The following is a 12,044-nucleotide window of genomic DNA, read 5'->3' on the forward strand; positions in this document are numbered from 1 at the left end:
TCCGTCAGATCAGATCAGCGCTTCGATCAGGAACGGGCCGCGGCGCTTCAGGCCGTCTTGCAGCGCACGGGCGAAGCCTTCGACCGTGTCGACGCTGACCGCTTCGACGCCCATGCCGCGCGCCAGGTGGGTCCAGTCCAGGTAGGGTTCTTCCAGGTCGAGCATGCGGCGGGCATTGCGGCCCGGTTCCTGCACGCCCACGTTCTTCATTTCGCCGTGCAGCGTGGCGTAGGACCGGTTGGCCAGGATCACCGTCAGGCAATCGAGGTTTTCGCGCGCCTGCGTCCACAGCGCCTGCAGCGTGTACATGCCGCTGCCGTCGGCCTGCAGCGTGATGACCTTGCGATCCGGGCAGGCCACCGCCGCGCCCGCGGCCATCGGCAGGCCGATGCCGATGGCGCCGCCGGTCAGCATCAGCCAGTCGTGCGGGGCGCTGCTGGCGCTGTAGATCGGGAATTCGCGGCCCTGGGTGATCGATTCGTCGCAGACGATCGCGTTTTCGGGCAGGTGATGCGCGACCAGGATATTGACCGCGGCGCCCGTCAGCTTGCCCGTGGCCGGAACCTCGTAGGCGGCGGCCGGCGCGGCCAGGCGCGGCGCGTCGGCGGCGATGCCCAGTTCGTCGGCCAGCCACTCCAGCGCATGCGCCAGGTCTTGCTCGCCGGTGGCCAGCACCACTTGCTGGCAATCGGGCGGGGCCAGCAGGCTGGGCTTGCCGGGATAGGCAAAGAAGCCCACCGGCGCCTTGGCGCCTGCCAGCACCAGGTGGCGCACGTCTTTCAGCTTGGCCACGGCCAGGTCGATGGGGTACGGCAGCCGGTCGACCGGCGTGCGCGCGCCGCCGCGTTCGATACGGCGGTTGGACGTTTCGGACAGCAGGCGCACGCCGGTGGCGCGCGCGATGCGGCCAGCGGCATTGAGCGCGCGGTCGCGCAGCGCGGCGCCGCCCAGCATCAGGGTGGTGACCTCGCCGCTGCGGATCGCCTGGGCGGCGGCGCGCACGGCCTCGATGGACGTGTGCGGCACGGCGGCGTCGGTGACCTTGACCGGCGCGGGCGTATCGGCCGGCAGTTCAGTCCAGGCGGTGTCGGCCGGCAGGATCAGCGTGGCGATGTTGCCCGGCTTGCGGCGCGCCACGGCAATGGCCTCGGCCGCATCGGCGGACATGGCCTGGGCGGTCAGGCTGCGCTTGACCCAGTGCGACATCGGCCGCGCCACGCCTTCGACGTCGCTGGTCAGCGGCGCGTCGTACTGCACGTGATAGGTGGCGTGGTCGCCCACGATGTTGACCATCGGGGTGCGGGCGCGCTTGGCGTTATGCAGGTTGGCCAGGCCGTTGCCCAGGCCCGGGCCCAGGTGCAGCAAGGTGGCGGCCGGCTTGTCGGCCATGCGGGCGTAGCCGTCGGCGGCGCCGGTCACCACGCCTTCGAACAGGCCCAGCACGCAGCGCATCTTCGGCTTGCGATCCAGCGCCGCCACAAAGTGCATCTCGGACGTGCCTGGATTGGCAAAGCAGACGTCCACATCGTTGGCAAGGAGGGTGTCGCAAAGACTGTCAGCGCCGTTCATCGTGTTTCCCTGGTAGTTTTGTTGGCTGGGGCCGGCGGCGGCGCGCCGGCCCATTGGCATGATAGGTAGCGTAGCGCAAACCCGGTAGAGCCATTTGCACCGCCGGACATGGAACCATTTTGCGGGTTCCGGCTGGCGGAATTTATCGGCTGCGGCACCGGATGCTCCACGTCCCTACGCCAGGATCTGCCCCAGGAAGGCCTGCGCCCGTTCGGAACGCGGCGCCGAGAAGAACTGCGCCGGCGTGTCGACCTCGACGATCGCGCCCTGGTCCATGAACACCACGCGGTCGCCGACCTCGCGCGCAAAACCCATTTCATGGGTCACGCACACCATCGTCATGCCGTCGCGCGCCAGCGACACCATGGTGTCCAGCACTTCCTTGACCATCTCGGGGTCCAGCGCCGAAGTCGGCTCGTCGAACAGCATGATCTTGGGCTGCATGCACAGCGCGCGCGCAATCGCCACGCGCTGCTTCTGCCCGCCTGACAGCTGGCCCGGATACTTGGCCGCGTGCTGCGGGATCTTGACGCGTTCCAGGTATTGCATGGCGCGCTGCTCGGCCTCTGCCTGCGCCACGCCCTTGACCAGCATCGGCGCCAGCGTGCAGTTCTCCAGCACGGTCAGGTGCGGAAACAGGTTGAAGTGCTGGAACACCATGCCCACTTCGGCGCGAATGCGCTCGATGTTCTTGACGTCGTCGTCCAGCTCGATGCCGTCGACCACGATGCGGCCCTTCTGGTGCTCTTCCAGCCGGTTGAGCAGCCGGATGGTGGTGGACTTGCCCGAACCCGACGGACCGCACAGGATCAGCTTTTCGCCGGGGCTCACTTGCAGGTCCAGCCCGTCCAGCACCTGGAAGTCGCCATACCATTTCGAGACGCCCTGCATCGTGATGATGGGCGCGATGCGATTCATTCCGTCCATGGCGTCAGGCCTTCGAGATGTCGTGGTTGTCGCCGGCGCCGCTCCAGTAGCCCGGCACAGTCAGGCGCTTTTCAGAGCGGCGGAACAGATAGGCCAGGATGCTGCACAGCGCGAAGTAGATGACGCCGACCATGGTGTAGACCGTCAGCGCCTGGAACGTCGCGCCGGCCAGCATTTCACCGGCGCGCATCAGTTCATACACACTGATCACCGCCACCAGCGACGTCTCTTTGATGAGCACCAGCGCGTAGTTGCCCAGTGCCGGGAAGATCGTGCGCAGCGCCTGCGGCAGCACGATGCGTTGCAGCCGCTGGCCACGGCGCAGGCCCAGCGCGCGCGCGGCCTCGTACTGGCCCGTATCCACCGACTGGATGCCGCTGCGGAACAGCTCGGCCAGATAGGCGCCGAAGTTCAGCGTCAGCCCCAGCACGCCGGCCACGAAGCCGTTGATCACCACGCCCATTTCCGGCAGGCCGTAGTAGATGTAGAACAGCTGCAACAAGAGCGGCGTGCCGCGGATGATGTCGATATACAGGCGCGCGGCGCGGCTCAGCGCCCGATGCCGCGACAGGCGGCACAGGCAGACGACCAGGCCCAGCGCCACCGCCAGGAATGCCGAACAGAAAAACAGCGCCAGGGTCCAGACCGTGCCCTCGGCCAAGGGGGTCAGGTACATGCGCAGGGTAGCGAGATCCAAGTCGTGCTCCTTATCCGTGCCGCGGGGGCCTTATTTGCTGAGCAGGTCCGACACGCCCCACTTCTGCCCGATGGCGGCCAGTTCGCCGTTGCGCTTCATCTCGGCCAGCGCGGCGTTCACGGCCTCGAGCAGCGCGGCGTTGCCCTTCTGCACGGCCATGCCGACCTGCCACTTGCGCTGCGGCTGGTAGCCGGTGTCCAGCTTCACGCCCGGAATGTTCTTGGTCTTGATCTGGTAGATGATGCTGGGCGGATCGACGATGCCAAGGTCGATGCGGCCGGCGCGCACGTCGGCCAGCAGCGTCGAATAGTCCTGGTAGGTCGACACCTTGGTGCCGGGCATGTCCTTGATCATGTTGAACTGCACCGAGTCCACCAGCACGCCGACCTTCTGGCCCTGCATGTCTTCGAACTTGCCGTAGCGCCGGGTGGCCTTGTCGCTGACCACGATGCCCTCGCCCCACTCGTACACCGGCGCCGAGAAGTCGATGGCGCGGGCGCGTTCCTCGGTGATGAACAGCGGCGCGGACATGACGTCGGCGCGACCCGAGGTCAGCGTCGGGATCAGGCCCGAGAACGGCACGTCGGCCAGCTTGTCGGCCACGCCCAGGTGCTTGGCCACGGCGGCGGCCACGTCCACCATGATGCCTTCCAGGCGGTTCGACTGCGGGTTCTTGAAGCCGTGAGGCGGCGCGGACGCGGTGGTGACCACGTTGAGCGTCTTGTCGGCGCGCACTTCGTCCAGCGTGCGCGCCGCAACGGCGCCGGCCTGGGACAGCAGCGCGGCCGAGACCAGGCCGAGCAGGATGGATTTGAGTTTCATGGAATTCCCCTTGTATGAATGAATGCCGCGGGCGCCGTGTCAGGCCGGACGCCCTTCTGGGTACTGCCGTACCGCCACCGCCGCCAGCGCGCAGAATTCCTGCATGACGGTAGCGGCCAGGAAAGCCGTGGCGCCTTGCACGTCCTGCGGCGGCGACACGGTGTTCACGTCGAAGGCCACGAAGTTCATGCCGGCCAGCTGGCGCAGCAGGGCCAGCCCTTCCTTGGGCGACAGGCCGCCCCACTCCGGCGTGCACACGCCCGGCGCGCACGACGGATCGAAGATGTCCATGTCGAAGCACAGGTACACCGGCCGCTGGCCGATGCGCTGCTTGATGTCGTCCAGCGCGCCCTTCTGGTCCGCGTCGAACTCGTCGTACGGCACGATCGTGTAGCCGACCTCGCGGCCGAATTCCAGCACGCCCGGCATGAAGGAACTGCCGCGCGTGCCCACATGGAAGCTGCGCTGCACGTCCAGCAGGCCCTCTTCGGCGGCGCGGGTGAAGGTGGTGGCCGTGTTGTAGCCAGGAATCGGATAGGTATCGGTGTGCGAATCGAAATGCAGCACCACGAAGTCCGGGTGGCGCCGCGCCACGGCGCGCAGTTGCGGCAGCGTCACCGCGCCGTCGCCGCCCATCGAGATGGGAATCGCGCCGGCATCCAGGATGGCGCCGATGCCCGCTTCGATCAGCGGATACGACGCATCCGGGTCGCCCGGATGGCAGGCCACGTTGCCCACATCGATGGCGCGCAGGAATTCCGGCGGGTTGTCGATGCCATGCCGGCGGAAGATGTCCACCGGCCGCAGCAACCGCGACTGCTCGCGGATGGCGTCCGGCCCCTGGCGCGACCCGACGCGGAACGGATGCGTGCCGCAATCGAACGGAATGCCCACGACGCAGGCGCGGGCCTCGCCGGTGCCGGCAAGGCGGGCCGACGGCAGGCCCATGAATCCCGAGGCGGGGTGAAAACAGACTTCGGCGGACGGCTGCACAGCGCGGCTCCCTGGCGGCGGCCGCTCGCGGCTAGGTCGCGGACGGCTGCAAGTTTAGATTCAATCGAATCGCTGTGCGATACGATCGTGTCAAAACTAGAGTAACGCGCACACAAGCAGGCCGCCAATTAGGGTGTTCCCCTGAATGGCGGTCGCAATACTTGACTTATTTAGTATGAATTCAGGCCGCGATGGCACGCCTGTGGTGCACCGCTGGCGCACCCGACCGTCGCCTGCCGGAAAACTGCGTCAGGCCTCGTCGCCCGCAGACGGCATGGCGTCGCGCAGCGAACCGCCGGGCGGCTCCAGTTCGTAGAAGGGATGCGAGCGCCCCAGCGTGCGCGACGCGCTGATGGCGTGCGCGGTTTCCACCACCTGGGGGCCGAACACGGCCTGCGCCTGCTCGAACGACCAGCGGCTGGAAGGCACCGACACATTGACCGCGCCCAGCGGCGTGCCGCCCGCGTCCAGCACGGCAGCGCTGACCGTGATGTCGCCGGGGTAGAACTCGCCGTTGGACCGGGCAAACCCGTGGCGGCGCGCGAAGTCCAGTTCGGCCAGCAGCGCATCCAGGTCCGTGATCGTGGCGGCGGTGTACGACTTGCGCTCGCCGCGTTCCAGCAGCCCGCGCGCCACCGCCGGGTCCAGCCGCGCCAGCACGGCGCGGCCCGCTGCCGTGCAATACAGCGGCAGGCGCATGCCGACCGGCATGTTGACGAACATTTCCTTGTGGGTGGCAAAGCGCGCCACGTAGACCATGTCCAGCCCGTCGGGCTCGGCCAGGCTGCAGGTTTCCTGGCAGTTGCGGTTCAGCGTGTGCAGGAACGGGTTGCCGCCCAGCACCAGCGGGCTGGTCTGCACATACTTCATGCCCAGTTCAAGCGACCAGGGGCCCAGCGAAAACTTCTTGCTGGCCGGGTCCTTGCGCAGATAGCCCAGCGTCCAGAGCGTATGGGCAAAGCGCTGCACCGAGCTTTTGCTCAGGCCCGTGGCCTCGGCCAGTTCGGGCAGCGTCATCGCCGGCCGGCCTTCGCTGAAGGCCCTGAGCACGGAAACGCCACGCGCCAGCGCGGCGATGAACAGGGGGGAATCCTCGGCAGGTCGGGGTTGCGTCATGGCGCGCGGTGCGTCCGGTGGAAAAGCGCATAGCGTACCGCATAATGGTTCGACCATATCGCATGGCGATGCCCATTAACATCCAGGCTGCGACGCAGGCCACGCGCATCGTCCAAAAAAAACGGCCCGCGAACGGGCCGTTTGCTCATGCCGCCGCGTTCAGCGGATCGGCCACGGGTACATGGCGCCGCCCTTGCTCCACAGCGCGTTGGTGCCGCGTTGCAGGCCCAGCTTGCTGTCCTTGCCGACGTTGCGCTCGAACACTTCGCTGTAGTTGCCCACGGCCTTGATGGCGTTGTAGGCCCACTTTTCGTCCAGGCCCATGTTCTTGCCGGCGCCCGGCGTCACGCCCAGGATGCGCGAGACATTGGGGTTGTTGCTCTTGAGCATTTCGTCCACGTTCTTCTGCGTGATGCCGTATTCCTCGGCTTCCAGCAGCGCGAACAGGGTCCAGCGCACGATGCCCAACCAGTTCTCGTCGCCCTGGCGCACCATGGGGCCCAGCGGTTCCTTCGAGAAGCGTTCCGGCAGGATCTCGTAGTCGTCCGGCTTGGCGACCTGGGTGGCGCGCACGGCGGCCAATTGCGAGGCGTCGTCGGTGAAGGCGTCGCAGCGACCCGATTCGAACGCGCGCACGACTTCGGTGACCTTGTCGATCACGACCGGCTTGAATTCGATGTTGTTGGCACGGAACCAGTCGGCCAGGTTGAGCTCGGTGGTGGTGCCCGGCTGCACGCAGACGGTGGCGCCGTTCAGTTCCTTGGCGCTTTTCACGCCCAGCTTCTTGTTCACCAGGATGCCCTGGCCGTCGTAGAAGCTGGCGGCCACGGCCGACAGGCCCAGCGAGGTGTCGCGGGTCTGGGTCAGCGTGACGGTGCGCAGCAGCACGTCGACTTCGCCCGATTGCAGCGCGGTGAAGCGTTGCTGGGTCGACAGCGCCGTGCCCTTGAATTTGGTCGGATCACCGAACACCGCGGCAGCCACGGCGCGGCAGATGTCCACGTCCATGCCTTCCCATTCGCCCTTGCTGTTGGTGGCCGAGAAACCGGACACGCCGTCAGTCAGGCCGCATTGCACATAGCCCTTTTTCTTCACTGCATCCAGCGTGGGGCCGGCCACCGCTGCCTGGGATACGCAAGCCAGGGCCAGGGCGCCGGCAGCAAACGAGATCAACCGCTTCATTATTGCTTCTCCTGAATTAGATGCCCGCGCCGGCCTGTAGGCCCGCTGCGGCTGAAACCGAGCCCATGCTTTGCGGGCCGGCCGCCAGATTACGCGATGTCCACGGCGTGAACAACGCGCACAGGCCTAGTGGAAACCCCAGGTGAAAGTGTCCTGGAAACCTAGGTGAAGTCCGATCACCGAACTTTATCCGCACCCCTCCCCCCCAGCGGCCTCTCCCCTGCGTGCCATACTTTTTTCGCGCCTTGTCCGAAAGGCGGCGCGATCGACATTCCCACAAAAAACCGGCCGCGCCATTCAAAAAAACCTCGGGCGCGCGCTGGCTCAAGGCCGACTCATGGAGGAGACAAATCCATGGCACAAGCAAGGAAAACGCAGCCCCGCCACCTTGCGGCAGGACATCGCCGCCACGCCCTCAAGACCCTGCTCTGCGCCACGCTGGCCGCCTGCGGCCTGGCCACGGCCAGCGCGCAGGCCGCCGACGACTGGCCCAGCAAACCCATCAAGGTGATCGTGCCCTACACACCGGGCGGGTCCACCGACATCGTCACGCGCATCGTGATGGAAAAGCTCGGCCCGCGCCTGAAGCAGACCATCATTGTCGAGAACCGGCCGGGCGCCAACAGCAGCGTGGGCGCGGGCATCGCCGCCAAGGCCGACCCCGACGGCTACACCTTCCTGTCCATCCTGCCCGCGTTCATCATCAACTTCCACCTGTACAAGCTGCCCTACAAGCCCGACGACCTGACGCCGGTGGCGCAGATGGCCGACCTGCCGCTGTTCCTGTTCGTCTCGCAGGACCTGCCCGTGAACAGCGTGGCCGAACTGGTGGCCTATGCCCGCAAGCATCCGGACAAGCTCACCTATGCCTCCAGCGGCAACGGGTCCAGCGCGCACCTGACCGGCGCCGACTTCGCCCTGCAGAACAAGCTCACCATGACGCACGTGGCCTACAAGGGCAGCGCACCGATCCTGACCGACCTGCTGGGCGGGCGGGTGTCGATGGTGTTCGACCCCATCCTGGTGCCGATGCAATACGTGAAGCAGAACCGCCTGAAGGCGCTGGGCTTCACCGGCAAGGCGCGCTGGCCCACCGAACCGGCCATTCCCACCATGGAAGAAGCCGGCATGCCGGGCTTTGTCACCGGGTCCTGGGCGGGCCTGATGGCGCCGGCCAACACACCCAAGCCCATCATCGACCGCATGGCGCGCGAGATCAGCGAAATCGTGCAAGAGCCCGACGTACGGCAGAAATTCCTGGACGCCGGCTTCTTTCCCGCCAGCGGCACCAGCGACCAGTTCGCCCAGCTGATGAAGCAGGACTCGGCGCGCTACGCCGACATCATCAAGCAGGCGCACATCACACTGGATTGAACCGCCCCCCCGCGGCGACGCATCCGCGGGGCGCGCCGGCAACTCGCGCCCCGCCCGACCCGAAGGCAACCATGATCGACAAGTTCATCGACACTCCCCACGCCGCGGTGGCCGGCATCCATGACGGCGCCACCGTGCTGGTCAGCGGCTTCGGCGGCGCCGGCATGCCTACCGAACTGCTGCACGCCCTGATCGACCAGGGCGCGCGCGAGCTTACCGTGGTGAGCAACAACGCCGGCAACCGCGAAACCGGCCTGGCGGCGCTCATCAAGGCCGGCCGCGTGCGCAAGGTGATCTGCTCGTTTCCCAAGGCCTCGCATTCGTGGGTATTCGACGACCTGTACCGCCAGGGCAGGATCGAACTCGAATGCGTGCCGCAAGGCACCATCGCCGAACGGCTGCGCGCCGCGGGCGCCGGGCTGGGCGGCTTCTTCACGCCCACGGCCTACGGCACCGACCTGGCCGCCGGCAAGGAAACCCGCATCATCGACGGCCGCGGCTACGTGTTCGAGACGCCGCTGCACGGCGACTTCGCGCTGGTCAAGGCCGACCAGGCCGACCGCTGGGGCAACCTCACCTACCGCAAAAGCGCGCGCAACTTCGGCCCCATCATGTGCATGGCCGCCAAGACCACCATCGTCCAGGTGCGCGCCAAGGCCGCGCTGGGCGAACTCTCGCCCGAAGCCGTGGTGACGCCCGGCATCTTCGTCACGCGCGTCACCGAAGTGGCCGACGCCGCCTTTTCCAGCTAGGCCCAGCAACTTCAAGGAACCCGCAATGCCTACCCCCCTGACCCGCGAGGCCATGGCGCGCCGCCTGGCCCGCGACATCCCCGACGGCAGCTACGTCAACCTGGGCATCGGCATGCCCGTGCTGGTGGCCGCCCACCTGCCCGCCGGCCGCGAGATCGTGCTGCACAGCGAAAACGGCATCCTGGGCATGGGCCCGCCCCCCGCCGACGACGCCATCGACCTGGACCTGATCAACGCCGGCAAGCAGCCGGTCACCCTGCTCGACGGCGGCGCGTACTTTCACCACGCCGACTCGTTCGCCATGATGCGAGGCGGCCACCTGGACATCTGCGTCATGGGCGGCATGCAGGTCGCGGCCAACGGCGACCTGGCCAACTGGTCGCTGAACAAGCCGGGCGAGGCGCCGGCCGTGGGCGGCGCCATGGACCTGGCCGTGGGCGCGCGCAGCGTGTTCATCATGATGGAGCACAACAGCAAGAACGGCTCGCCCAAGATCGTCGAACGCTGCACCTATCCCTTGACCGGCGCCGGCGTGGTGGACCGCATCTACACCGACCTGGCCGTCATCGACGTCACGCCGGACGGCCTGTGGGTCCGGGATATGATCGACGGCATGACCTTGACGGAACTGCAGGCGCGCACCGGCGCGCCGCTGCGCGCAGGCTGATGCTGCCCAACCTTCCCCCGCCCGGCTATGCCGCGCCGCTGGCCCCCGAAGACCACCCCGACCAGTTGCGGGGCGATCCCGACTACATGCTGACGCTGGCGCGCGGCCTGCACGTGATCCGCGCGTTCGGCACGCGGCGCCATCCGCAGACCGCCGCCGAACTGGCGCGCCGCGCCGACCTGCCGCGCGCGGTGGTGCAGCGCTGCCTGCACACGCTGATTCTGCTGGGCATCGCCGAGCAGCACGGCCGCCAATACGTGCTGACTCCGCGCATCCTGGGCCTGGGCTACGCCTACTTCTCGTCGACGCCGTTCGTGTCGCTGGCCCAGCCGGTGCTGGAAGAACTCAGCGCCACCGTCAACGAGACCTGCGCGCTGGCCATCATGGAGGGCCACGAGATGCTGTACCTGGCGCGCTCCGAGGTGAACCGGCTGCTGGCCACGTCAATGGGGCTGGGCAGCCGCTTGCCCGCCTATTGCACGTCCATCGGGCGGGTGCTGCTGGCGCAATTGTCCGAGCCGGCGCTGGCGCGCTACTTCGCCGCCGTCGACCTGCAACCCTATACGGAATTCACGCTGGTTACCGAAGCGCGGCTGCGCGCCGAGCTGGAACGCATCCGCGAGCAGGACTACGCGGTAGTCGACCAGGAACTCGAACTGAACGTGCGCGCGATCTCGGTGCCGGTGCGCTCGGCCAGCGGCAAGGCCTGCGGCGCGGTGAACGTCAGCGTGAAGGCGGCGCGGGTGCCGTTGGAACGGCTGACCGGCGAATTCCTGACGCCGATGCGGCAGGCGGTGGAACGGATCGGGGAATTCCTGGCGGCGTGAAAGACAGACCTTACAGGTCCAAGGCGTGAAGGACGGACCTTACAGGTCCGCGTGGAAAAGACAGACCTTACAGGTCCGTCGTGTCCAGCGTGAACGCCGCCGCCGCGCGGCCGATGCGGTCGTTGACCGCGTGCCAGTCGTCGTTGGCAGGCGGGGCCTGCACGATGATGCGCGCAAAGCCCTGGCCGTCCAGGTCGCGCAGCAGCGCATACAGCGCCTGGGCGTAGCGCGCCGGGTCCGCCGGCACCTGCTGCCATTGAATTCGGGCATCCAGGCCCGCAGGCGGCGGCGCATACGCTACCACCACCACCTTGCCTGCCGGCAGGCCGCGGCCTTGCAGCACGGCCTGCAAGCGCGCATCGGAGGCCAGTTCCAGCGCGGTGCGCGGCGCGTAATGCGCCTTCAGCGTACCCGAGGCGCGCGGGGCCGCGGCGTCCGGCGCGAACACCTGCACGCCCAGCACCGCTTCGATCTGCGCGGCGCTGATGTGCCCCGGGCGCAGCAGCACCGGACCCGCGCCGCGATCCAGCCGCGACAGGTCCAGGATGGTGGATTCGATGCCGACCTCGGACGCGCCGCCTTCCAGCACCGGCATGCCCGCGGCGACCTCGTCGGGGAATTCGTTCTTCACATGGTCGGCGCGGGTCGGCGAGACCTGGCCGAACTTGTTGGCCGACGGTGCGGCCACGCCGCCCTGCCCGTTCGGCTTGCCGGCTGCGAACGCCGCCAGCAGTGCCTGCGCCACCGGATGCGAGGGGCAGCGGATGCCGATGCTGTCCTGGCCGCCGCTGACCGTGTCGGCGATGTGCGGCGCGCGCTTGAGGATCAGCGTCAGCGGACCGGGCCAGAAGGCGTCGATCAGCAGGCGGGCTTCGGGCGGCACCTCGGACACCCAGTACGACAGGTCGCCGTGCGGCGCGATGTGCACGATGACAGGGTGGTTCGACGGGCGGCCCTTGGCGGCGTAGATCTTGCCCACGGCCTGCGGGTTCTCGGCGTCCGCGCCCAGGCCGTAGACGGTCTCGGTGGGAAACGCCGCCAGCTCTCCGTCCAGCAGGCGCTGGGCGGCGGCGGCGATGTCTTGCGCGCTGGCAGTAAGGGACGGCTGGACAGGCATG

The 12,044-nt window shown here is 67.8% G+C and carries 12 protein-coding genes; 4 read left to right on the plus strand and 8 right to left on the minus strand.

Features of this window, described 5'->3' with window-relative positions; translation table 11 throughout:
- Positions 1-9 precede the first annotated feature (9 nt).
- The 7 genes from HV798_RS16845 to HV798_RS16875 form a co-directional block, all read right to left on the minus strand.
- Positions 10-1,569, minus strand: coding sequence for an acetolactate synthase large subunit (locus HV798_RS16845; protein ID WP_175216478.1), 1,560 nt, complete (start codon positions 1,567-1,569; stop codon positions 10-12).
- 174 nt (positions 1,570-1,743) lie between these two features.
- Positions 1,744-2,496, minus strand: a complete 753-nt coding sequence (locus HV798_RS16850; protein WP_175195453.1) for an amino acid ABC transporter ATP-binding protein — start codon at positions 2,494-2,496, stop codon at positions 1,744-1,746.
- Between the two features lie 4 nt (positions 2,497-2,500).
- Positions 2,501-3,193 (minus strand): amino acid ABC transporter permease, encoded by a 693-nt coding sequence (locus HV798_RS16855; RefSeq protein WP_025137407.1) that lies wholly within the window; start codon positions 3,191-3,193, stop codon positions 2,501-2,503.
- Between the two features lie 30 nt (positions 3,194-3,223).
- Positions 3,224-4,015 (minus strand): ABC transporter substrate-binding protein, encoded by a 792-nt coding sequence (locus HV798_RS16860; RefSeq protein ID WP_175195451.1) that lies wholly within the window; start codon positions 4,013-4,015, stop codon positions 3,224-3,226.
- 39 nt (positions 4,016-4,054) lie between these two features.
- Complete coding sequence (locus tag HV798_RS16865) at positions 4,055-4,963, minus strand: arginase family protein (protein WP_175195525.1); 909 nt, start codon at positions 4,961-4,963, stop codon at positions 4,055-4,057.
- Positions 4,964-5,257: 294 nt separating this feature from the next.
- Complete coding sequence (locus HV798_RS16870) at positions 5,258-6,124, minus strand: IclR family transcriptional regulator (RefSeq protein WP_175195449.1); 867 nt, start codon at positions 6,122-6,124, stop codon at positions 5,258-5,260.
- Positions 6,125-6,283: 159 nt separating this feature from the next.
- Positions 6,284-7,306, minus strand: coding sequence for an amino acid ABC transporter substrate-binding protein (locus HV798_RS16875; RefSeq protein ID WP_175195447.1), 1,023 nt, complete (start codon positions 7,304-7,306; stop codon positions 6,284-6,286).
- A gap of 354 nt (positions 7,307-7,660) precedes the next feature.
- Between HV798_RS16875 and HV798_RS16880 the strand changes: the two genes are divergently transcribed.
- The 4 genes from HV798_RS16880 to HV798_RS16895 all read left to right on the plus strand — a co-directional run bounded on the left by HV798_RS16880 (position 7,661) and on the right by HV798_RS16895 (position 10,926).
- Positions 7,661-8,680, plus strand: coding sequence for a Bug family tripartite tricarboxylate transporter substrate binding protein (locus HV798_RS16880; RefSeq protein WP_175195445.1), 1,020 nt, complete (start codon positions 7,661-7,663; stop codon positions 8,678-8,680).
- A gap of 71 nt (positions 8,681-8,751) precedes the next feature.
- On the plus strand, positions 8,752-9,432 hold the full coding sequence (locus HV798_RS16885; protein ID WP_175195443.1) for a 3-oxoacid CoA-transferase subunit A: 681 nt from the start codon (positions 8,752-8,754) through the stop codon (positions 9,430-9,432).
- Positions 9,433-9,457: 25 nt separating this feature from the next.
- Positions 9,458-10,099 (plus strand): 3-oxoacid CoA-transferase subunit B, encoded by a 642-nt coding sequence (locus HV798_RS16890; protein ID WP_175195441.1) that lies wholly within the window; start codon positions 9,458-9,460, stop codon positions 10,097-10,099.
- Positions 10,099-10,926, plus strand: coding sequence for an IclR family transcriptional regulator domain-containing protein (locus HV798_RS16895; RefSeq protein WP_175195439.1), 828 nt, complete (start codon positions 10,099-10,101; stop codon positions 10,924-10,926). The genes HV798_RS16890 and HV798_RS16895 overlap by 1 nt, the downstream gene beginning before the upstream one ends.
- Positions 10,927-10,993: 67 nt before the next feature.
- Here the strand turns inward: HV798_RS16895 and HV798_RS16900 are convergent, their stop codons facing one another.
- A complete protein-coding gene (locus tag HV798_RS16900; RefSeq protein WP_175195437.1) occupies positions 10,994-12,043 on the minus strand; it encodes an L-threonylcarbamoyladenylate synthase in 1,050 nt (349 codons plus the stop codon).
- Position 12,044 lies beyond the last annotated feature (1 nt).

It is taken from the genome of Achromobacter deleyi (assembly GCF_902859705.1).
Classification (GTDB): domain Bacteria; phylum Pseudomonadota; class Gammaproteobacteria; order Burkholderiales; family Burkholderiaceae_B; genus Achromobacter; species Achromobacter deleyi.